Here is a 20,986-nt window from a genome sequence, read left to right on the forward strand (position 1 = left end):
ACCGGGCGCCGCCGTCGAAAGGTTCTCCGTGTCCGACGCAATCCACGAATTCGATCGCCAACTCGACCACCTCGTCTCCCTCGGCTACCCGGAGCTCTCCGGAAAGTCCGAGTCCGCGTTTCGAAACGGTCTGTACCCGCTGCGCGACGTCGTCGCCGCCCGACCCGACGCCGACGTGGTCCGCCACGAGGACCACGTCCCGTTCGTGCTGGTCCCGTCCGGGATTGCCGCCGACGAGTCCATCACCCGCACCGCCCTCGGCAAGCAGCAGGGATTCACCGTCCTCGAGGCAGCGGAACTGCCGACGTTCCGACCGATCGAAGGCGTCGAGGTGCCGGACGCAGACGGCTACCTGCTGTTCGATATCGACACGGGCACCGAGTTCCTGAACGTCACCCCGCAGGATGCGCTCGTGAAGATCATCACCGAAGGCCGCAGCCCGCTGACCATCGACGAAGGCATCGCGCTCGTCACCGCACGCCCGGACATGCTGCGCAAGAACAAGTGCTTCTCGCTGCTGGCGTCGCGGTGCGGCGACAAGCGGGTTCCGGCGCTGTGGATCAGCGACCGCAGGCCGAAGCTGGGCTGGTGCTGGAACGGCAACCCGCACACCTGGCTCGGCTCGGCGCACGCCGGGGACCGCGTCGGGATCTGACCACGGATCAGGCGTCGGCGCGGCCCAGCAGCGCCGACGCCCCCTCGACCAGCAGATCGCGCCACTGGATGTAGTCGTGGCCACCGCAGAACTCGCGGTAGGCCACATCGAACCCCCCGGCCCGCAGCAGGTCCCGAACCTCGCGATTCTCGTCGATCAACCGGGGCTCGAGCTTCCCGGCGGCCATCCAGAACCGCGACCCGCTCGCCTCGAGATCTGCGAGCCGCTCCTGGATCGAGCGTCCCGACATCGGAGGTCGCGGCCACCAGAACGAACCGGACAAACTCACCGCGCCGCCGAAATGTTCGGGCGCCTCGAGCGCCGCGAAGGTTGCCGCGAGCCCGCCGTAGCTGGAGCCACCCACGAGCACCGACGAAGGGGTGTCCGTGGCGCCCCACCGCTGCCGAAGGTCCGGCAGCAGCTCGGTGGTCAGCGATTCCAGAAAGGCTTCGCTGCAGGGGAGTTCCTTCGACCGCAGGCCGGGATCGATGCTGTCGATCATCACCACCAGCGGCACCCGGTGGCCACCGTCGCCGAGCCGATCGAGTGCGGGGCCGATCGGAATCTCCACCGCCGTGACCCGACCGTCGAACACGATCAGCACCGGACGGTCGTGGTCGGCGAGGCCGAGCGGCTCGTAGAACCAGATGCGCCGCTGCACCCCCGCGAGGGTCCGAACCTCCTCGGTCAGGGTGCCGCGCACCCGCGCGCCGTGCCGCCACCAGCGCTGCGCGGGCGCGTTCGGCATCACCGCCTCCGATCGCGCCGGCAGACCCATCGACGAGACTGGTGGCAGCGGGTTGAGGACATCGACCTCCAGGCCGGCAATCACTCCCCGCCACCACTCCCATTCCGTCTGCCCCGCAGCAGGTTCGGTGATCGGATCGACGCGCGGCAGGAAGCCGTACCCGCCACGCCACTCCTCGGGCACCTCGCGCGACAGCACCCACAGGTCGCTGCCCGGCACCGGACGGAGCGCGTTGGCCTCCGGATCCCGCCGATCGGTGATGCCGTTGGCCTCGAGGTACACGTGCCGCGCCCGCGACCCCGCCGGTGCGCGCCAGACGAAAGTCGCGGTCGCGAACCCGGGTGGTCCGGGGTCGATGAGCGGCCCACCCTCGGCGCGTAGGCGACGCTGCAGGCCGTCGACGGATGTGACCTCCGACATAGGTACCCCTTACTTAGGTGACGCTCCCCTAATATTAGGGTCGGGCCACCTACCCCTCAGGAGGAACCCCCCTTGTCACCCACGACGCTTCGCCGACGCTCCGTCGGCGCCCGGATCGCGGTCACCCTCGGCGCCCTCGCGATCGGTCTCACCACCGTCGCCTGCTCGTCGTCCGACGACAGCGCGGACGCCGCGGCCACCTCCACCCAGTCCGGCGAGTGGCCCCGCACCGTCGAAACGGCCAAGGGCCCAGTCACTCTCGATGTCCAGCCGACACGAATCGTTTCCACCAGCGTCACGCTCACCGGATCGCTGCTCGCGCTCGACGCTCCGCTGATCGGCACCGGGGCGCAGCCCAAGAGCACGGTCACCGACGACCAGGGTCTGTTCACGCAATGGGCAGACGTCGCTGCCGAGCGCGACGTGGAGGTGCTCTACCAGGGCGTGCCCAACGCCGAGAAGATCACCGCGGCAGCACCGGACCTCATCGTCGTGTCCACCAGCGGTGCCGACTCGGCCGCGCAGCAGGTCGAGACGCTGTCCAAGATCGCACCCACCCTGCTGTTCGACTACTCCGACAAGTCGTGGCAGGACCTCACCACCCAACTCGCTGCCGTCGTGGGCAAGGAGGACCGGGCGCAGGAGCTGCTCGCCGAGTTCGACGCCAAGGTCGACGGGGCCAAGAACACGATCGCGCCCGCGCTGCAGAACGGCGCCACCCCGGTGAACATCCTCACCTACAACTCGCCGGAGGATTCGAAGATCTTCACCGCCGAATCGGCGCAGGGACGTCTCGCGACGCGACTCGGCCTGACGATCGCCGACCTGCCCGCCGAGATCGCGGACGTGGGCGCCGCGGCCGGGCGGTCCGACATCGTCAGCGTGAACATGGAGAACCTACCGCGCGCGCTGACCGGTGCGACGACGTTCATCATCAACGCGCAGCAGCCGGGTGCCGACAAGCTGAAGGCCGATCCGACGCTCGCCGCCGTGCCGTCGGTGCAGCGCGGCGCCGTCGTCCCGCTCGACTACGACAGCTTCCGCCTGGACTACTACAGCGCGAACAACGTCGTCGACCGGATCGTGGCGGCGTTGTCGTAGCCGCGCACCGGGGGAAAGCACAGTGGCCGGGCACCTTTCGGTGCCCGGCCACTGTCGCGTTCGAGGGTTACTGCTTGGTGAGCGCGTGCTCCGCGGCCGCCAACAGAACGCACGTCGCGACGCCGTCCATCGCCTTGGTGAGCTCGTCCATCGACGGGAAGCTCGGGGCGAGGCGGATGTTCCGGTCCTCGGGGTCCTGCTTGTACGGGAAGGCGGAGCCGGCCGCGGTGAGCGCGATGCCGGCCTCCTTCGCGAGCTCGATGACGCGCTTCGCGGTGCCGTCGACGACGTCGAGGCTGATGAAGTAGCCGCCCTTGGGCTCGGTCCACGACGCGACCTTCGTCGCACCCAGCCGCTCGTCGAGGATCTCGAGCACCTTCGCGAACTTGGGCGCCAGGATCTCGCGGTGCTTGTCCATGTGTGCGCGGACGCCGGCGGCGTCGCCGAAGAAGCGCAGGTGACGCAGCTGATTGATCTTGTCCGGGCCGATGCTCTTCTTGCCCAGGTGCTGCTGGTACCACGCCAGGTTCGCCGCGGAGCCGCCGAAGAAGCTCACGCCGGCGCCGGCGAAGGTGATCTTCGACGTGGACGCGAACACCAGCGGACGGTTCGGATTGCCGGCCTCCGCCGCCATGCCGAGGATGTCGAGCGCCGGGGCGCACTCCTCGACCAGCGGATGCACGGCGTACGCGTTGTCCCAGTAGATGCGGAAGTCGGGGGCCGCGGCCGGCATCGACGCCAGCGCGCGGGCGACGTCCTCGGAGTACACCGCACCCGTCGGGTTGGAGTACGTGGGCACGCACCAGATGCCCTTGATCTGCGGGTCCGACGTCACCAGCTCGGTGACCTTCGCCATGTCCGGGCCGTCGTCGCGCATCGGGATGGCGATCATCTCGATGCCGAAGGACTCGGTGATCGCGAAGTGCCGGTCGTAGCCGGGCGCCGGGCACAGGAACTTGACCACCGACTCCTGCGACCACGGCCGCGGGGAGTCCGGGGTGCCGTGCAGCAGCGAGAACACGATGGTGTCGTGCATGATCTCGAGGCTCGCATTGTTGCCGGCCATCAGGTTCGCCGTCGGGATGTCCAACAGCTCGCCGAAGATCGCGCGCAGTTCCGGCAGGCCCGTCAGACCGCCGTAGTTGCGGCAGTCGGTGCCGTCGCCGTCCCGGAAGTCGCCGTCACCCGGCAGGGAGAGCAGACCGTCGGACAGATCCAGCTGTTCCGGTGCAGGCTTTCCGCGAGTGAGATCGAGCTTCAGCTTCTCCGCCTTGAGCTGCTCGTACTTCGCGTTCTGACGCTCGAGTTCGGCGCGAAGTTCTTCATGGCTCATCAACCCGATTTGGGTTTGCACAGGCATCTGGGCGGCCTTTCACCGACACAAACCGGTCGGGGACGGGAAGATAGGGGACCCCGCGCACCCGGCAGAGCCCGTTGACCCTTGCTGCCTTCCGGCCCTGGGGGAGTTCACAGGATGCGCGCCGCGCGGGATCCGCCTACGAGTGTAACCGGACGATCGGGAATCGCGTTGACGCACCCCTCCCCGGGGCCCGTTTGGCGTTCCGGCCCCTCCAACATGTAGGCTCCCCCACGGAGGATTCGCCTAGTGGCCTATGGCGCTCGCCTGGAACGCGGGTTGGGTTAACGCCCTCAGGGGTTCAAATCCCCTATCCTCCGCCACGGGAAGCCCCCGGTGACATGTCACCGGGGGCTTTTCTTCGTCCACTGCAGGTCAGCGGTGCCCGCGAAGATCGGCGCCCTCGGTCTTCGCAAGGGGAGCGTTGCATCGACCGCAGCGACTTCGCGCGCTCCTCGCCTATCGAGTTCATGAAACTTTCCTGGGTGCGCTTCTATCGCAGTGGCGATGGCGTCAATGTAGGCGCACGTCGAGATGGGTGAAATGCCATTGGGGGGCACGTAGCCGTTGCCTATACGGCAGGGATGACCGCTCGAACACGGGCCGCGAGCCAGATCGCATGATCAAGTTCCCAGGCGGAAATCCGGCGACCTATCCGGACGCTCAATCGCTCGGCGACAATTGCCAAAACAAACCGCGCCTCTCCCGCCGACACGCTCACACCCTGTCGGGCCAGCCAGCGCAGAACCATGCGATCTGGCTTCACGAGGTCGTCGTTTCCGAGGAGCATCCACAGATAGCCGCGGCGAACGCCTGCTGCACCCTCACCCGGGATCCCTCGTAGATCGGCTTCGACTTTCTCGAGCCGGGCCTGATCGGCCAACAGCTCACGAGCGTCCTGCAAAGTCCGAACCTCATGCTCGCACAAAACCTGCGCATGTCGCAGCACCGCATCGGCTTTCAGGATCCCGCCTCGCGTGGAAGTGCGCTGTTTGTTCTGGGTCCCGGCAACCAACGCGGCCGAGTCTGGATAGCGATCGAGGAACACCCCGAGCGGCAGCGGATCCGGCGCCTCGTCAGCCGAATTCGGAACCGCCGGGGCATCGATTCCACAATCCACAGCGACCCTGTGGACAACAGGAACCACAACAGAGTCGTAGCGGGCGCCGATGCTGTAGACGGCATCGAGGATGCAGAAGCTTGCGCTGACCCAGCGGCGCTGACGCGGTTGAGGATCGAGAGCCTCCGCGGCATCGACCAGTCGGTTGAGATCATCGTCTGTCGGCATGGAACGGACCGTAATGGCGCACCCCGACAGTCACTCGCATTTGGAGCGGATCCACTTAGCCGATTTTGTTGGTGGCCCGGCGCAGTCCACGAATCGGACAGAGCGCTTACGCTCGGCGCACAGTGCGGAGACCATGCCGAAGTCATGTCATAAGACCGCGCCTACGGCGGCCGGACGATGGCAGAGGATCGGTCCGGTTCCGATCACTGACCCGCATTCCGTGAGCGCTACCCACCGCAACGCGCGCAGCCGACCGCAGCCCCTCCCGCCCGCCTCCTGGCTATGGCAGATCTCCATCAGAATTCGCGGGAAGCACGATTACACTGTGCTCGGCGAGCAGCTCGTGCACGCCCACCACGACGCGGGTCTGCACTTCGAGAGAATGTTCTCGCCGCCCTACCTCGTCGGACTCCGGAACTCGCAATCGCCCTCGAGAACTACCGCTAGCTTCGGGCCGATCCCGACCGCTAACAGGCCACGCACTCACCCGCCCGGCGCGTTGGTGATCTTCTCCCCCGCTGGATTGAGCGCCCACCACAGGTTGTCCATGCCCTGTCCCGCAACGGAACCAGGCCGCGGATCACCCGCGAACAGGTACAGCGGCATGCCGTTGACGGTCACCTGTTTTCCGCCCTGCGGTCCCGGGATGGTGCCGATCACGCCGGCGACACCCACGACCTCGGGCCGGGGCATGTCGGTCGTCACGGGCGGCCACATCTGGAGGCACACGGCGTCGCACGCGCTCGCGTTCGCGCCGGGTTCGTCGCGGTCGTAGGCGTAGACCGTCATGTTGTCGACGTCCACCACGATCTGACCGATGCTGGACTCCCCCGTCGTCAGGGTGGGGCCTGCCTCCGGCACTGTGGACGGCATCGACGTCGTGGAAGACGGGGCCGGGCCGGAGTCGTCGTTGCCGGAGCAGCCGACCAGCGCGGCGCTCGCCGCGAGCGCGGACAGCGAGATCACCAGAATTCTTCTCATGCCGTTACTCCCATCCGTGTGTGCGATCCGGCCCGTTCCGGGCACGGGATGTCGGTGGCCGCACCTAACCTGGGCGGCATGGGGTGGTACACGCCGGCGCCCGTGGCTCCGGACCTGTCCGAGGCGCTCGTGTGCGCGTGGTCCGCGCGTGCCGAAGGTCGGCAGCTGCTGGTGCCCGACGGTTGTGTGGACGTGCTGTGGATCGCGGGCGTCGGCGTCCGGGTGTGCGGCCCCGAGACCTCGGCATGGTCGTTCACGCTGCCGCGAGGCAGTGAGTCTTTCGGCATCCGGTTCCGTCCGGGCGCTGCTCCGCACGTGCTGCGCACCTCGGCCGCGCACATCCGCGACACCCGGGTCGCCCTCGAAGACATCCTCGGCTCGGCGGTCGAACGAACGCTGATCGACCGACTCGAGCACGCGGCAGACACCACTGCACGGCTGACGATCCTGCAGGACACCGGCCGGCAGTGGCTCACCGGGCAACGCGCACCCGACCCCCTCGCGGCCCGGATCACGTCCGCCCTGGCCGCCCGCTCGTGGAGCGTCGAGCAGCTGGCGGATGCGTCGTCGATGACGAGCCGGCAACTGCACCGACGCTGCAACGAAGCGTTCGGGTACGGGCCGTCGACGTTGCGATCGATCCTGCGGCTGCAGCGGTTCATGGCGCTGGCCCGTGCCGGACGGCACGGCGGACTCGCCACTCTCGCAGCCGAATCCGGATTCAGCGACCAGGCCCACCTGTCGCGCGAATGCCGTCGCATCGCGTCGCTCACCCCCACCGCGCTTCTCGCGAGCGAGGCACCCGACTGGCACGGGGAGGCGTCCGTGCTCGACGCGGGGGTCCGATCCGTACAAGACCGCACCGTCACGACGAATGGAGAATCGGCCGCATGATCACCACCGAATCCACCCCGGACCTGTACCGGCGCCTGGCCGCCGCACTCACCGATCACATCGAGGCGGTGCCCGTCGACCGCTGGGACGCCCCGTCGCCCTGCGACGGCTGGACCACGCGAGACGTGGTCGCACACATCGTCGACACGCAGGCGCAGATCGTCGGCGTCGTCGGGTTGTCGATCCCGGACGGTCCGTCCGCTACCGACGACCCGGTCGCGGCCTGGCGCCACACCCGCGACGCTGTGCAGGCGATCCTCGACGATCCCGCCAAGGCGTCGCTCGAGTACGACGGACACTTCGGACGCACCGACCTGGCCACGACGATGCGCACGTTCTACTGCTTCGACCTGGTCGTCCACGGCTGGGACATCGCCCGCGCCGCGGGACTCGACGAGACGATTCCCGACGGCGATCTCGACATGCTCGACGCCGTCGTCGCGCAGTTGGGCGATTCGCTCCACATGGACGGCGTCTGCGGCCCCGCACTGGACGTGACCGCCGACGCCGACCGGCAGGCTCGCACCCTCGCCTCGCTGGGGCGCCGCGCCTGACGGAGACGGCTCACGGGCCGGCGTCATGTGTCGTCGCGATGCCGGCCCGGCTCGTGCCTCTCATCCTCCGGCGGCGGCTTGCGATCGCTGTCGGCCTCCCGATCACTACTCTCGATGACCTCTGTCAACTGTTGTTTGGATATACCCGGACCGATGTGCGCTTCGGCCCGCAACCGCTCCACCATGTGCGGGTAGTGCAACTCGAATGCCGGTCGCTCCGAACGGATGCGGGGCAGCTCGGTGAAGTTGTGGCGCGGCGGCGGGCAACTGGTGGCCCACTCGAGTGAGTTGCCGTATCCCCACGGGTCGTCGGCCGTGACGACGGTGCCGTAGCGGAGGCTCTTGAAAACATTCCACAGGAACGGCAGCGTCGACGCACCCAGGATGAACGACCCGACCGTCGACACCGAGTTGAGCACGGTGAAGCCGTCGCTCGGCAGGTAGTCGGCGTAGCGGCGCGGCATGCCCTCCGCACCGAGCCAGTGCTGCACCAGGAAAGTGCTGTGGAAGCCGATGAATGTCAGCCAGAAGTGCCACTTGCCCAGACGCTCGTCGAGGAAACGCCCCGTCATCTTCGGGAACCAGAAATAGATGCCGGCATAGGTGGCGAACACGATGGTGCCGAACAGCACGTAGTGGAAGTGCGCGACCACAAAGTACGAGTCCGTGACGTGCCAATCAAGCGGCGGGCTCGCGAGCAGGACGCCCGAGAGACCCCCGAACAGGAACGTGACGAGGAACCCGATCGCAAACAACATAGGCGCTTCGAAGGTCAACTGCCCCTTCCACATCGTGCCGATCCAGTTGAAGAATTTCACCCCGGTCGGCACCGCGATCAGGAACGTCATGAACGAGAAGAACGGCAGCAGAACGGCGCCGGTCGCATACATGTGGTGCGCCCACACCGCGACGGACAACGCCGAGATTGCGATCGTCGCGTACACCAGGCCCGTGTATCCAAAGATCGGTTTGCGGGAGAACACCGGGAAGATCTCCGAGACGATGCCGAAGAACGGCAGGGCCACGATGTACACCTCGGGGTGCCCGAAGAACCAGAACAGGTGCTGCCACAACAGGACTCCACCGGTCGCCGGGTCGTACACGTGGGCGCCCACCACTCTGTCCGCGAACAGGCCCATCAACGCCGACGTCAGGATCGGGAACGCGATCAGGATCAGGATGCTGGTGATGAAAATGTTCCACGTGAAGATCGGCATTCGGAACATCGTCATGCCGGGCGCCCGCAGGCAGATGACCGTCGTGATCATGTTGACCGCGCCGAGGATCGTGCCGAGACCGCTGAGGGCCAGACCCATGATCCACAGGTTCGCGCCCATGCCGGGCGAGTGCAGGTAGTCGGTGAGCGGCGAGTACGCCGTCCAGCCGAAATCCGCTGCACCACCAGGCGTGATGAACCCCGCGCTGGCGATGATGCCGCCGAACAGATACAGCCAATAACTGAAGGCGTTGAGACGCGGGAAGGCGACGTCGGGAGCCCCGATCTGCAGCGGCAGAATGTAGTTCGCGAATCCGAACACGATGGGCGTCGCGTACAGCAACAGCATGATGGTGCCGTGCATCGTGAACAACTGGTTGTACTGCTCGTTCGACAGGAACTGCAGGCCCGGCACCGCGAGTTCTGCGCGCATGAGCAACGCCAGCAGACCTCCGAACAGGAAGAACGCGAATGACGTGATCAGGTACAGGATTCCGAGCACCTTGGGATCCGTCGTCGTGACCACGCGATAGATGAGCTCGCCCTTGCGGGCGAACCGGGCCGGATACGGCCGGGCGGCAACAGGTTTGGATGTGACGGTGGCCACCGGTCCTCCTGACCGCACGCCACGCGATGGGGCGCGCTCCCTCGTCGTGGCATGCCCCGTCGCGCTCCGGTCGACGATTCGACCGACAGGGCGGCAACCGGCACACGCTCAGCACTGTGGACGCTACGCCTCCGACCCACCGTTGGCTACGCGATTCGCCCACCTGGACCGGACGCAAAGTGACCTCAACGACCTCGATAAGCTGCAGCAATGCCGAACCAGGTCGACGAATCGACGCAAGCGGGACGATTCGCCCCCAGCCCCTCCGGCGACCTCCATCTCGGCAATCTCCGCACCGCACTGCTCGCGTGGCTCTTCGCCCGGTCCACCGGTCGGCGCTTCCTCGTTCGGGTCGAGGACCTCGACCGGGTGCGCCCAGGGGCCGAGGAGCGTCAACTCGCCGATCTCGCTGCACTGGGACTGGACTGGGACGACGACGTCGTCCACCAGTCGTCGCGGCTGCCGGTGTACGACGCCGCGATCGCCCGACTGCAACGCGCCGGCCTGACCTACGAATGCTTCTGTACGCGGAAGGAGATCCTGAAGGCCGCGTCGGCGCCACATGCCCCGGCAGGCGCCTACCCGGGGACGTGCCGGGGCCTGTCGGAGGCCGCACGCGAGGAGCGACGGGCGAGTGGACGGCCCCCGGCGATACGACTGCGCGCGGGCACCGACTCGTTCACCGTCCACGACATCCTGCTCGGCGACTACACCGGGACGGTCGACGATCTGGTGCTGCGGCGGGGCGACGGCATCCCCGCCTACAACTTGGCCGTCGTGGTGGACGACGCCGCCCAGGGCATCGACCAGGTGGTCCGCGGCGACGATCTGCTGGCGTCGGCGCCGCGCCAGGCGTACCTCGCCGGGCTGCTGGGATTGCCGGCACCGATCTACGCGCACGTCCCGTTGGCGCTCAACAGCGAGGGCAAGCGACTCGCGAAGCGTGACGGCGCCGTCACGCTCGCGGATCAGGCCGCGCTCGGGCACAGCGCGCAAGACGTGCTGAGCGCGCTCGCGCGGTCGCTCGGGATGGCAGACGACGGGGAGTCCGTGACGCCGCAGCAGCTTCTCGATCGATGGGATCCGAACGCGATTCCGCAGGAGCCCTGGGTTTACACCGCATGAATCTCCGCTGGGGGACCATACAAACAGACCACTCGCGACGTAGGGTCACGGACGAGAAGTTCATCTTCGCCGTGCGCAGTACCCCGACGACGAGAACCAGGTGCACACATGACCAGTGGTGGACAGGACCCGAACCAGAATCCCGAGGGCGGCAACAACGAGCCGCAGCAGGGCGGAACGCCACCGCCTCCGGGGAACTACCCGCCCCCGCCCGGTGGCACGCCTCCCCCGCCGCCACCCGGGAACTACCCCCCACCGCCCGGTAGCTACCCGCCGCCGCCCGGTCCCGGTGGTGGCTATCCTCCCCCGCCGGGGAACTACCCCCCGCCGGGGAGCTACCCGCCGCCGCAGGGCGGCTATCCGCCACCGCCGGGTAGTTACCCACCCCCTCCGCCGGCGTTCGACTCCGGCTACGGCCAACCCGGACCCGGTGCCGGGCTCAGTGTCGGCGCCGCGATCTCGTACGGATGGAGCAAGTTCTCCGCCAACGCGCTGTCGTGGGTCGTGCTGATGCTGATCGCCGCCGTCATCCAAGGCCTGCTCAACTGGGCTTTCAGCAGCAGCAACAACGCGGTGTCGCTCATCGGCGGCCTGATCTCGATCATCGTCGGTTACCTGCTGCAGGCGGCCTTCGTGACGGGCGCACTCCAGGAGACTGACGGCACCAAGCCGTCGATCGGATCGTTCTTCCAGATCCGCAACGTCGGCGCCGTGATCGTCGCCTGCTTCCTCGTCGGTGTCCTGACCACGGTCGGCCTGATCCTGTGCATCATCCCCGGTCTCATCGCAATCTTCCTGACCTCATGGACGCTGCAGTTCGTGATCGACCAGAACCAGGATCCGATCGGCGCGATCAAGTCCAGCTTCGGGGCGATCTCCTCGAACTGGGGAACGCTCCTGCTGCTGGCGCTCGCTCTGCTGGGCATCAACATCCTCGGCGCGATCCCGGTCGGCCTCGGACTGCTCATCACGGTGCCACTGTCGATCATCACGATCACGTACGCGTACCGCGTTACCGTCGGAGGACCGGTCGCCCCCTAGTTCCACATTGCAGGTTCCGCGTTTCACGCACTTACCGCTGCCGCATCCATCCGGAGGGCAGCGGTAAGTGCGTAAAACGGGCGGTGACGGGGGTGCGAATCGGCGTCACACCCCCCTGGATGTTTGGATTGCGCGGTGACAGAGCCCGTGCATTCCCCGCCCCACGCGTCCGATCCGGCGGCCTTCGCCCCCGTCCATCGCGGCTACTACGCCACTCTCGTGGCCCTCTTCACGGCGACTCTGCTGGTCTCCAATATCTGCGCCACCAAGGGGGTGGCATTCTTCGTCGACCAGGATCTCTCGGTCGGCCCGTTCCAGGTTCTGCCGATCATCACCGACGGCGGATTCTTCCTGTTCCCCCTCGCGTACGTCGTCGGCGACGTCCTCAGCGAGGTGTACGGCTTCAAGGCCACCCGGCGCGCGATCTACATCGGTTTCGGCTCGCTGCTGCTCGCGGCGCTCAGCTTCTGGATCACCCAGCAGTTGCCGTCGGCCGACTTCTACGAGAACGAGGCGGCGTTCGACGCCGTCGTCGGCGTGGTGCCGCGACTGCTCATCGCCGGACTCGCCGGCTACCTCGTCGGCCAGTTGCTCAACTCGGCGGTGCTGGTGCTCATCAAGGAGCGCACCCGCGAGAAGTACCTGTGGGCGCGCCTCATCGGCTCGACGGTGGTCGGCGAGTTCGCCGACACCCTGATCTTCTGCTCCATCGCGGCCGGAGCGATCGGCATCTCCACGTGGGAAGACTTCATCAACTACTTGATCGTCGGCTTCGTGTGGAAGACCCTCGTCGAGATCCTCGTGATGCCCGTGACCTACCGGGTGATCGCGTACGTGAAGAAGCGCGAGCCGAGCTATGCGCCGGTCGAAGACGGCTTGCTGCCGTAGAAGCGGCCCAGCATCTCCGCCTTGTACTCGTCGAAGTAGCCGCCCTCGATGCTCTCCCGGATCCGGTCCACCAGACGCACGGTGAACCGCTCGTTGTGGATGGTGCAGAGCGTCGAGGCCAGCATCTCCTTCGCCTTGAACAGGTGGTGGATGTAGGCGCGCGTGTAGTTGGCGCACGTGTAGCAGTCGCACTCGTCGTCGATGGGCGTGAAGTCCCGACGGAAGCGCGCGGTGTTGATGTTGAAACGTCCGTCCGGGTGGTAGATCGCGGCGTTGCGTGCCACTCGGGACGGGTTGACGCAGTCGAACGTGTCGGCGCCGTTCTCGATCGCGACGAACATGTCGTCGGGCTCGCTGATGCCGAGCATGTGCCGCGGCTTGTGCTCGGGCAGCTCCTCGTTGACCCAGCGCACGATGGTGCCGAGGTTCTGCTTCTCGAGTGCGCCACCGATGCCGTAGCCGTCGAAGCCGCGTCCGCTCACGCCGGTGATGGTCTCGAGACCGCGGGCCGCCTGACGGCGCAGGTCCTCGTACTGTGCGCCCTGCACCACACCGAACAGCGCCTGGTACGGCCGGTGCGCGCGCTCAGCAGTGAGCTTCTCGTGCTCGGCGATGCAGCGCACCGCCCAGGCCTGCGTCCGTTCGACGGACTGCTCCTGGTAGCCGCGGGTGTTGAGCAGCGTGGTCAGCTCGTCGAACGCGAACATGATGTCGGCGCCCAACTGGTGCTGGATCTGCATCGACACCTCGGGGGTGAACCGGTGCGCCGAGCCGTCGAGGTGCGACTTGAAGGTGACGCCGTCGTCGTCGACGTGCGCGAGACGCTGCTTGCCCTCGGCGATGACGTCGTCGGACTGCACGCCGACGGCCTCCATCGCGAGCACCTTCTTGAAGCCGACGCCCAGCGACATCACCTGGAAGCCGCCGCTGTCGGTGAACGTGGGGCCGTCCCAGTTCATGAACTTCCCGAGCCCGCCGGCCTCGTCGACGATGTCGGAACCCGGCTGCAGGTACAGGTGGTACGCGTTGGCGAGCACAGCCTGGGTGTTCAGGTCCTTCATCGCCTCCGGCAGCACCGCCTTGACGGTGGCCTTGGTGCCGACCGCGATGAACGCCGGGGTCTGGATGTCGCCGTGCGGGGTATGGATGGTGCCGGTGCGGCCCAACCGGTCGGGCAGGCGGGTGCCCACCGTGAAGAACGGGTCGGGCGGGGTCGGCACAACATCACTCACGTGGCCATGGTGTCACAGCCCGGACGCGGCACCGCGCCACCGGGTCAGGCGCGCTCGTGCGCGGTGAGCAGCAGGTACTCCCAGTCCATCGCGAACGACCCGTTCCCGACGTCGAACTGTCGGGCCAGGTCGGCGAGGCCCCGATCCAGCGCCGCGACCTTGTCCGGATCGTCGGCGATGGCCTTGTACACCGCAATCGTGGGTCCGTAGTTGGCCTTGAAATAGTCGCGGAACGCCTCGGGTCCGTCGAAGTGGTCCACGTGGACGGTGTCGCGCTGCGCGACGACATCGGTGACCCGATCCCCGAGCAGTTCCCGCACGTGAGCTTCGTCGCCCCATCGCGGCGGCGGTTGCGCGCCGGGCGGGGGCGGCGGCGCGTACGGCTTCATCGCACCGAACATCCGGCCGATGAAACCGTCCGGTGTCCAGCTGAGCAGGCCGATGGTGCCACCGGGCTTGCAGACCCGGACCATCTCGTCGGCGCTGTCCTGATGGTGCGGCGCGAACATCACGCCGACGCACGACAGCACGACGTCGAAGTCGTCGTCCGCGAACGGCAGCGCCTCCACGTCGGCTTGCTGCCACTCGAGGTGGGCACCGCGCTTCGCCGCGAGTTCGCGGCCGCGGTCGAAGAGTTCGGGAGTGAGGTCCGACGCGACGACGTCGGCGCCCGCGAGGGCGGCGGGGATCGCGGCGTTGCCGGTGCCGGCGCCGACGTCGAGGACCCGTTGCCCGTCGTGGACTCCCGCCGCTCGGGCCAGGACCGCACCCAGGTCGGGGATGACATCCGCCGCGACGGCCGGATAGTCGCCCGACGCCCACACCGCCCGATGCTTGGCCTTGAGGACCCGATCGGCTTCCTTGGCTACAAGTGATTCGCTCATGGTTCGAGCGTGCGCCGGGGCGGCATCGGGAACAAGGCCACCCAGGGGGTCGAATCATCACCCCTTCGCCTCCCGCTGTGCCCGGAGCCTTATCCGCCATCAGGCGCCTCGGGTTCGTCCCCGGCGGACTCCACGATGCGGCGATAGGCTTTTTTTCGAGCCGCGGCACCACCGCGAGAATCGGGAGGCGCCACGTGACCGGACAACACACGACGGCCGGAGCTGCCAGCTCCGCCCAAAACCCCGCGTTCGAGAAGGTCGCACGCGTCGGCCAGGCCGCGAGCGGTCTCGTGCACCTCCTCATCGGCTACATCGTTCTGCGGTTGGCGTTGGGCGGCGGGGGGACCGCCGATCAGTCGGGGGCCCTCACCACGCTCGCCTCACAGCCGGGCGGCCGAGTCGCCCTGTGGGTGGCGGCCGTCGGCCTGGCGGCGCTCGCCGCCTGGCGGGTGGTGGAGGCCTTCGTCGGGAAACGCTCCGACGTCGAGGACCCGTCCGCGCTGGACCGGATCAAGACCGCAGGCGTCGCGGTGGCCTACATCGCGTTGGCCTTCACGGCATTCCAGTTCGCCCGCGGCAGCGGGAAATCGAGCACCGAACAGAACGTGGGCACGAGCGCCCGGCTGATGCAATCCGCCGGAGGCAAAACGGTTCTCGTCATCGCGGGGCTGGTGATCATCGGCATCGGCGCCTACCACGTCTACAAGGGCGCCAAGAAGAAGTTCCTCGACGACCTGCACCGCGCCGACCTGCCGCGAGTGGCCACACCCCTCGGCGTCGTCGGCTACATCGCGAAGGGCCTGGCGATCAGCGGAGCGGGTGTCCTGGTCGTCGTCGCGACGTTCACCACCGATCCGGCCAAGGCGAGCGGGCTCGACGGTGCACTCAAGACGCTGGGCACGGTCCCGTTCGGCCAGGTTCTCCTCGTCGCGGCCGGACTCGGCATCATCGCCTACGGCGCGTACTGCTTCGTCCTGGCGCGCTACGGCAAGATGTGATCGTCGGATCCGGCCTCGGCCGATAGACCGAGCGCGATCCCCTTCGACTGCGCCGTCGCCTGAGGCTCCCGAATTCGGGCCGTGCACTGCATCTCTCGTCATCCCGAACAAACCACCGAAACCGCATCTCGCTGACACGGTGTCGAGTTAACCTACGGGAAGTCAACACGGTACGGATGGCGCGCGGATTACCGATCAGCGAGGACCGGCTATGAACTTCTCTCTTGTCATCTCGAACGGAACAGTGGTGGACGGGACCGGTGGCGAGCCGTACTTCGCCGATATCGGCGTTCGTGAGGGCCGGATCGTGGCCGTCACTCCCAGCGGCGGTCTCGGCGGCGCGAACGCCGACGAGGTCATCGATGCGACCGGGCTGGTCGTGACACCGGGCTTCGTCGACATCCACACCCACTACGACGGGCAGGTCACCTGGGATCCGATGCTGACGCCCAGCTGCTGGCACGGCGTCACGACCGCCGTGATGGGCAATTGCGGCGTGGGATTCGCGCCCGTCACCGAGGCCGAGCGGGATTGGCTGATCGGGTTGATGGAGGGCGTGGAAGACATTCCGGGTGCCGCACTGTCGGAGGGCATCAAGTGGGCCTGGGAATCGTTCCCCCAGTATCTCGATGAGATCGATCGCCTTCCGCTGGCGATCGATGTCGGAACACACGTCCCACACGGATCGCTACGGGCGTACGTCATGGGCGATCGGGGTGCCCGCAACGAGCCCGCCTCGCCCGAGGACATCGAGCTGATGGCCAAGCTGGTGCGCGAGGGCGTCGAGGCCGGGGCCCTGGGGTTCTCGACCTCACGCACCATCGCCCACAAGGCCATCGACGGGGAGCCGGTGCCCGGCACCTTCGCTGCAGAGGACGAACTGTTCGCGATCGGTCAGGCGTTGGCCGCTGCGGGCACCGGGGTCTTCGAACTCGCTCCCGCGGGCATCATGGGCGAGGATCTCGCGGCGCCCGATCGAGAAATGGACTGGATGCTACGGCTGGCCGAACTCACCGGGCGGACAGTGTGTTTCGGTCTGATGCAGCACGACGCCGTACCGGACGACTGGAAGCGTCTCCTCGACCGGGCCGCCGACGCGTACGACTCCGGCATACCGCTGCGTCCGCAGGTTCCCGCGCGTCCACTCGGCCTACTGGCCGGGTTGCAGACATTCAACGCCTTCTCGACTCGGCCCACCTACCTCGCCGCCGTCGAACGCTCCGCCGGGGACCTGGACGCCCTGGTCGCCGCGCTTCGAGACCCTCGAGTCCGACGGGCCGTGCTCGCCGAGTCCGACTCGCCCACCAACAAGATGCCCTACCTCGGCCAGCTGGACCGGACCTTCAACCTCGGCAACCCGCCGGAGTACGAACCCGCTCCCGAGGCCAGCCTCGCCCGAGAGGCCGAGCGTGCCGGGCGGGATCCGTTCGAGTACGCCTACGACCTGCTGCTGTCGGATTCGGGCCGCGCACTGTTCTTCCGGCCGCTGCTCAGCTACTCCGACTTCACGCACGATGCCCTCCGGGACATGCTGATTCATCCCGCGACCGCGGTCGGCCTCGGGGACGGCGGAGCGCACGCTGGCGCCATCTGCGATGCGTCCAACACCACCTATCTGCTCACCCATTGGGCCCGCGACCGCAGCCGAGGCGCCCAGATTCCGTTGGCGACCGCGGTGAAGAAGATGACCCTGGACACGGCCACCATCTACGGGCTCGGCGACCGCGGCGTGATCGCCGAGGGCAAGAAGGCCGACCTCAACGTCATCGACTTCGAGCGACTGCAACTGCGGCCGCCGGCCGTGGAGCACGACCTGCCCGGCGGGGCACGGCGGCTGCTGCAGCGCGCCGACGGGTACCGGGCCACGATCGTCTCCGGCCAGGTGGTGTTGCGCGACGGGGAAGACACCGGAGCCCGTCCCGGCGCCCTGGTCCGCGGCCCACGCTGACCGCCCATCGCGCCAGCGCTCGACCGAAACCGGACGTCATCCGGATAGTCCAGCCCAACGGCCACCGTGGACCCGAGGCGCATCCCCGGAAGTTCGATGTCTTTGCTTCGGGAAGCCGTGGTCACCGGCCGATAATTCGGACGCGCCGTACAGTGGGGTACAAGCCGGGAAGTTCTCATACCCGGCGATCTATTCTCCTCAGAGATTCGTCTCGCTGATCGAGTAGTGAAATCCACCGCGACGCCGACGGGGCGTCGCCGGCGACGCCGACCTGGCGCGAGACAGTGCCAGGCTCGAGAGACGGCCGACCGATACCGACATGTAAGGACCCGCCGTGAACACCAACCATGATTCCGCGAACGGACGACTCTTCTCCGATCCGATAGCTGAAGCTGACGGCGGAAACAGCTACCCCGCACAAGAGGTCGCCGACCCCACAACCCCTCCTCATCGGCAGGCGCCGACGACCAGTGAGGAGATTCACCGCGCGCTCTTCAGCACGCAGTAGCCCTCTGCGACAACACTTGCGGGTTCTTCGACCAGCCGATCTCGGCGGGCCTGCACAGCCGATACGAGCTTTTCCCCGCATGTGTGGTTGACTGTCGTCGGTCGTAGTTTTTGTTCGCGTTTTGCCACGCTCGCAAATGCTTGTTGCGGGCGGAATGGATCTCCTTTTCAGGAATCGCCGTCGTGTGATGCCGACCTGGCTGTGCCAAATTCTCGGCAGAGTTCGTAGAGCATGACAAGAGGAGATACACATGGCAGAGGGCACCGTGAAGTGGTTCAACTCCGAGAAGGGGTTCGGCTTCATCGCACCTTCCGACGGTTCCGCTGACGTCTTCGCGCACTACTCGGAGATCCAGACCGGCGGGTTCCGCACGCTCGAGGAGAACCAGCAGGTGCGGTTCGAGATCGGCCAGGGCGCCAAGGGCCCCCAGGCAACCGGCATCACCGTAATCTGATCCACCCCGCCCTCCCCCTCGCGGGGATGTGAGGCAACGTCGAACCCCGCCCCCTATGCATGGGGCGGGGTTCGACGTGTTTGTACGATCAGGAAAACTGTAGCCGCGCAGTCGAATTCGCGAGCATCACGTTCTCCTCGATCAGGCGTGCGCGGGTGTCTTCCAGGTCCAGGATGTGCGCAATGCCGATGAGGTTCACCCCCAACCCGACCAGCTCGCCGATCCGGTCCAAACGCCGCAGATCGTTCGGACTGTAGCGCCGGGTTCCCCCCGACGTGCGGGTGGGAGTGATGAGGCCCCGGCGCTCGTACAGGCGCAGCGTCTGCAGGCCTACGCCGGATAGTTCCGAAGCGACAGAGATGCTGTAGACGCCGCGACTCGCGCGTCCGACCGAGTCAGTACCTGGCGCCACCGTGCCCTCCGGATCGATAGTAATTGCAGCTTCAATCACCCGATACCGAACACAATAGATCGCCCGCGCAGTGCCCGCCGGGCGTTGACTCGTCGCCAAGGCCTACGTCAGGGCAGTACGGCCACGTGCAGGTTGTCGACGGCACGAGCAAGGGTGGCAAGTTCTGCTCGCGCAGATTTCATCGCAGCCGAATGGCTGAGCGGGACCGCCCGCACGGCCCCGCCGCCGACCGGTCGACGCCGACCCGTCCCGGCCGCCCGCTCCCTGTCGTCTTCCACGCGCTGGCGGCTTGCATACACGCGGAGCCAGAACGCTGCATCGAGGGTTAGTGGCATGGGTTCAGTGACCACGGTCATAAAAATTCTATACTGGCGACTGTAGACAATCGGGAGCTTCCGTTATAGCCTTTGTTTCGTTGATACAGAAGCCCGAGTGGCGCGGCAGAGAACGAACTGCCGAACGGAGAATCCCGATTGGGAGGTGGTGCACGGTCAGCTATTACTCGATCGCGTCCCGTCCGCCGAGACAGGGCGCAAGCAAGGAGGCCGGCCGAAAGGCGGGTCTGTTCAAGTGAATCCCCTCGGGCCCCGGCGCCGCACAGGCGCCGGGGCCCCCGTCCGTGCATACGAAAGGCGCCGAGCGCATTCCTACGAAGCCTGATAGCAACAGCCCGAACGAAAGCGGCCCTGGAGACAGGTTCGACGACGAGGACTTTCCTGCATACAGCATGGGACGGGCCGCCGAGCTTCTCGGCGTCACACAAGCATTCCTCCGCAGCCTCGACACCGCGAAACTGGTCACCCCGCTGCGATCCGGCGGTGGCCACCGCCGCTACTCCCGATACCAGCTACGCATCGCTGCCCGCGCCCGCGAACTGATCGACCAGGGCACCGCACTCGACGCTGCCTGCCGCATCATCATCCTCGAAGACCAACTCGCCGAAGCCCTTCGCATCAACACCGAACTCCGAGCACAGCAGCATCCGGACCAGGCCACTGCCGAGGACGACATCACCGACTGACACCGGCCCCGATACCGTCCGATAACCGGCGCACCCGAGACCCCACCCGAGACCCTCAGTTCCGAGGATCTCAGGTCAGCTCCCGGTCACGTCGGAATCGAGCGCCTGCAATTCGGGAGTAGCGCGTCAGTCGCGGGCCCGGCTCGGGGGGAACCCACCTGTCGCGATGGGACCCCATTCCTCGATCGTGATCCGGATGAGGCTCTTGTCCTGCTTCCGCATCGCCTCGCGGTACTCGTCCCAGTCGGGATGTTCGCCCGAGATGCACCGGAAGTATTCGACGAGCGGTTCGAGGGCGTCGGGCATGTCGAGAACCTCGGCGGTGCCGTCGATCTGGACGTACGCCCCGTTGAACTCGTCGGACAGCACACAAACGCTCACGTGCGGGTCACGGCGCAGGTTCGCAGCCTTGGCCCGCTGCGGGTACGTCGAGATGACGATCCGGCCCTCCTTGTCCACACCCGAGGTGACGGGCGAAATCTGCAGTCCCCCCGACCGTTTGTGCGTAATGAGAACCATGCGGTGGCGGGGACGGATGAATTCGAGCAACTGCTCGCGGGTGACGATCTCGGCGGTGGCGACGGCCATGGCGCACTCTCCTGGTCGGCTCGGTCGGTGTACTTTCCCAGCCTATCGGCGGGACAATTCGTCTCG

20 protein-coding genes, 1 tRNA gene and 1 other RNA gene are annotated in these 20,986 nt (G+C 67.0%); 12 read left to right on the forward strand and 10 right to left on the reverse strand.

All coding sequences use genetic code 11. From position 1 onward, the window contains the following. Positions 1-28: 28 nt before the first annotated feature. Positions 29-655: a DUF5701 family protein gene (locus tag C8K36_RS19365; protein ID WP_107986158.1), complete on the forward strand. Its 627-nt coding sequence runs from the start codon at positions 29-31 to the stop codon at positions 653-655. 7 nt (positions 656-662) lie between these two features. On the opposite strand, the gene fes is transcribed toward C8K36_RS19365, so the two are convergent. After that, positions 663-1,823 carry an enterochelin esterase gene (fes, locus tag C8K36_RS19370; protein ID WP_107986159.1) on the reverse strand — a complete coding sequence of 387 codons (1,161 nt, stop codon included), beginning with the start codon at positions 1,821-1,823 and terminating at the stop codon, positions 663-665. A 72-nt stretch (positions 1,824-1,895) separates the two neighbouring features. On the opposite strand from fes, the gene fepB reads away from it, so the two are divergent. Further along, positions 1,896-2,924: a Fe2+-enterobactin ABC transporter substrate-binding protein gene (gene fepB / locus C8K36_RS19375; protein WP_107986160.1), complete on the forward strand. Its 1,029-nt coding sequence runs from the start codon at positions 1,896-1,898 to the stop codon at positions 2,922-2,924. A 67-nt stretch (positions 2,925-2,991) separates the two neighbouring features. Here fepB and C8K36_RS19380 read toward each other — a convergent pair whose 3' ends face one another. Then, positions 2,992-4,284 (reverse strand): aminotransferase, encoded by a 1,293-nt coding sequence (locus C8K36_RS19380; protein ID WP_107986161.1) that lies wholly within the window; start codon positions 4,282-4,284, stop codon positions 2,992-2,994. Between the two features lie 42 nt (positions 4,285-4,326). Beyond that, positions 4,327-4,421: signal recognition particle sRNA small type (gene ffs, locus C8K36_RS19385), an RNA gene on the reverse strand. Positions 4,422-4,516: 95 nt separating this feature from the next. Between ffs and C8K36_RS19390 the strand changes: the two genes are divergently transcribed. Further along, positions 4,517-4,604 (forward strand) — tRNA-Ser (locus C8K36_RS19390). A gap of 248 nt (positions 4,605-4,852) precedes the next feature. Here C8K36_RS19390 and C8K36_RS19395 read toward each other — a convergent pair. Both C8K36_RS19395 and C8K36_RS19400 read right to left on the reverse strand, forming a co-directional pair. Further along, complete coding sequence (locus C8K36_RS19395; RefSeq protein ID WP_107986162.1) at positions 4,853-5,569, reverse strand: hypothetical protein; 717 nt, start codon at positions 5,567-5,569, stop codon at positions 4,853-4,855. 483 nt (positions 5,570-6,052) lie between these two features. Then, complete coding sequence (locus C8K36_RS19400; RefSeq protein WP_107986163.1) at positions 6,053-6,550, reverse strand: hypothetical protein; 498 nt, start codon at positions 6,548-6,550, stop codon at positions 6,053-6,055. Between the two features lie 78 nt (positions 6,551-6,628). Here C8K36_RS19400 and C8K36_RS19405 point away from each other — a divergent pair, with 78 nt between their 5' ends. Then, positions 6,629-7,444, forward strand: a complete 816-nt coding sequence (locus C8K36_RS19405) for a helix-turn-helix domain-containing protein (protein WP_107986164.1) — start codon at positions 6,629-6,631, stop codon at positions 7,442-7,444. After that, the gene (locus C8K36_RS19410; protein ID WP_107986165.1) at positions 7,441-7,998 is read left to right on the forward strand and encodes a TIGR03086 family metal-binding protein; all 558 of its coding nucleotides are present in this window, start codon (positions 7,441-7,443) and stop codon (positions 7,996-7,998) included. Before C8K36_RS19405 ends, C8K36_RS19410 begins: the two co-directional genes overlap by 4 nt. 23 nt (positions 7,999-8,021) lie before the next feature. Here C8K36_RS19410 and ctaD read toward each other — a convergent pair whose 3' ends face one another. Then, positions 8,022-9,821, reverse strand: coding sequence for a cytochrome c oxidase subunit I (ctaD, locus tag C8K36_RS19415; RefSeq protein ID WP_107986166.1), 1,800 nt, complete (start codon positions 9,819-9,821; stop codon positions 8,022-8,024). 210 nt (positions 9,822-10,031) lie between these two features. Here ctaD and gluQRS point away from each other — a divergent pair, with 210 nt between their 5' ends. The 3 genes from gluQRS to C8K36_RS19430 all read left to right on the forward strand — a co-directional run bounded on the left by gluQRS (position 10,032) and on the right by C8K36_RS19430 (position 12,875). Continuing rightward, positions 10,032-10,946, forward strand: a complete 915-nt coding sequence (gene gluQRS, locus C8K36_RS19420) for a tRNA glutamyl-Q(34) synthetase GluQRS (protein WP_107986167.1) — start codon at positions 10,032-10,034, stop codon at positions 10,944-10,946. A 108-nt stretch (positions 10,947-11,054) separates the two neighbouring features. Further along, positions 11,055-11,987 (forward strand): hypothetical protein, encoded by a 933-nt coding sequence (locus C8K36_RS19425; RefSeq protein ID WP_107986168.1) that lies wholly within the window; start codon positions 11,055-11,057, stop codon positions 11,985-11,987. Between the two features lie 135 nt (positions 11,988-12,122). Next, positions 12,123-12,875 (forward strand): queuosine precursor transporter, encoded by a 753-nt coding sequence (locus C8K36_RS19430; protein ID WP_181319638.1) that lies wholly within the window; start codon positions 12,123-12,125, stop codon positions 12,873-12,875. Here C8K36_RS19430 and tgt read toward each other — a convergent pair. Beyond that, positions 12,842-14,107, reverse strand: a complete 1,266-nt coding sequence (gene tgt, locus C8K36_RS19435; RefSeq protein WP_181319639.1) for a tRNA guanosine(34) transglycosylase Tgt — start codon at positions 14,105-14,107, stop codon at positions 12,842-12,844. The genes C8K36_RS19430 and tgt overlap by 34 nt on opposite strands. Positions 14,108-14,151: 44 nt before the next feature. Beyond that, on the reverse strand, positions 14,152-14,991 hold the full coding sequence (locus tag C8K36_RS19440; RefSeq protein WP_107986170.1) for a class I SAM-dependent methyltransferase: 840 nt from the start codon (positions 14,989-14,991) through the stop codon (positions 14,152-14,154). A 194-nt stretch (positions 14,992-15,185) separates the two neighbouring features. On the opposite strand from C8K36_RS19440, the gene C8K36_RS19445 reads away from it, so the two are divergent. The 3 genes from C8K36_RS19445 (at position 15,186) to C8K36_RS19455 (ending at position 18,899) form a co-directional block, all read left to right on the forward strand. Then, entirely contained in the window at positions 15,186-15,989 is an 804-nt protein-coding gene (locus C8K36_RS19445; RefSeq protein WP_107986171.1) for a DUF1206 domain-containing protein, read from the forward strand. A gap of 211 nt (positions 15,990-16,200) precedes the next feature. Then, positions 16,201-17,937, forward strand: coding sequence for an N-acyl-D-amino-acid deacylase family protein (locus C8K36_RS19450; RefSeq protein WP_107986172.1), 1,737 nt, complete (start codon positions 16,201-16,203; stop codon positions 17,935-17,937). A gap of 758 nt (positions 17,938-18,695) precedes the next feature. Beyond that, the gene (locus tag C8K36_RS19455) at positions 18,696-18,899 is read left to right on the forward strand and encodes a cold-shock protein (protein WP_107986173.1); all 204 of its coding nucleotides are present in this window, start codon (positions 18,696-18,698) and stop codon (positions 18,897-18,899) included. An 88-nt stretch (positions 18,900-18,987) separates the two neighbouring features. Here C8K36_RS19455 and C8K36_RS19460 read toward each other — a convergent pair whose 3' ends face one another. Further along, positions 18,988-19,329: a MerR family transcriptional regulator gene (locus C8K36_RS19460; protein ID WP_420910912.1), complete on the reverse strand. Its 342-nt coding sequence runs from the start codon at positions 19,327-19,329 to the stop codon at positions 18,988-18,990. 709 nt (positions 19,330-20,038) lie between these two features. Between C8K36_RS19460 and C8K36_RS19465 the strand changes: the two genes are divergently transcribed. Further along, positions 20,039-20,332, forward strand: coding sequence for a MerR family transcriptional regulator (locus C8K36_RS19465; protein ID WP_219910030.1), 294 nt, complete (start codon positions 20,039-20,041; stop codon positions 20,330-20,332). 126 nt (positions 20,333-20,458) lie between these two features. On the opposite strand, the gene C8K36_RS19470 is transcribed toward C8K36_RS19465, so the two are convergent. Further along, positions 20,459-20,920, reverse strand: coding sequence for a PPOX class F420-dependent oxidoreductase (locus C8K36_RS19470; RefSeq protein ID WP_107986176.1), 462 nt, complete (start codon positions 20,918-20,920; stop codon positions 20,459-20,461). Between the last annotated feature and the right edge of the window lie 66 nt (positions 20,921-20,986).

This window comes from Rhodococcus sp. OK519 (assembly GCF_003051005.1).
GTDB lineage: Bacteria > Actinomycetota > Actinomycetes > Mycobacteriales > Mycobacteriaceae > Prescottella.

Excerpts from the sequence above, each read along its gene's own strand:
- C8K36_RS19450 (WP_107986172.1), top strand. The coding sequence starts at position 16,201 with ATGAACTTCTCTCTTGTCATCTCGAACGGAACAGTGGTGGACGGGACC.
- C8K36_RS19440 (WP_107986170.1), bottom strand. The coding sequence starts at position 14,991 with ATGAGCGAATCACTTGTAGCCAAGGAAGCCGATCGGGTCCTCAAGGCC.
- C8K36_RS19465 (WP_219910030.1), top strand. The coding sequence starts at position 20,039 with ATGGGACGGGCCGCCGAGCTTCTCGGCGTCACACAAGCATTCCTCCGC.
- C8K36_RS19470 (WP_107986176.1), bottom strand. The coding sequence starts at position 20,920 with ATGGCCGTCGCCACCGCCGAGATCGTCACCCGCGAGCAGTTGCTCGAA.
- C8K36_RS19405 (WP_107986164.1), top strand. The coding sequence starts at position 6,629 with ATGGGGTGGTACACGCCGGCGCCCGTGGCTCCGGACCTGTCCGAGGCG.
- C8K36_RS19425 (WP_107986168.1), top strand. The coding sequence starts at position 11,055 with ATGACCAGTGGTGGACAGGACCCGAACCAGAATCCCGAGGGCGGCAAC.
- gluQRS (WP_107986167.1), top strand. The coding sequence starts at position 10,032 with ATGCCGAACCAGGTCGACGAATCGACGCAAGCGGGACGATTCGCCCCC.
- C8K36_RS19400 (WP_107986163.1), bottom strand. The coding sequence starts at position 6,550 with ATGAGAAGAATTCTGGTGATCTCGCTGTCCGCGCTCGCGGCGAGCGCC.
- C8K36_RS19395 (WP_107986162.1), bottom strand. The coding sequence starts at position 5,569 with ATGCCGACAGACGATGATCTCAACCGACTGGTCGATGCCGCGGAGGCT.
- C8K36_RS19410 (WP_107986165.1), top strand. The coding sequence starts at position 7,441 with ATGATCACCACCGAATCCACCCCGGACCTGTACCGGCGCCTGGCCGCC.
- C8K36_RS19455 (WP_107986173.1), top strand. The coding sequence starts at position 18,696 with ATGGCAGAGGGCACCGTGAAGTGGTTCAACTCCGAGAAGGGGTTCGGC.
- C8K36_RS19380 (WP_107986161.1), bottom strand. The coding sequence starts at position 4,284 with ATGCCTGTGCAAACCCAAATCGGGTTGATGAGCCATGAAGAACTTCGC.
- fes (WP_107986159.1), bottom strand. The coding sequence starts at position 1,823 with ATGTCGGAGGTCACATCCGTCGACGGCCTGCAGCGTCGCCTACGCGCC.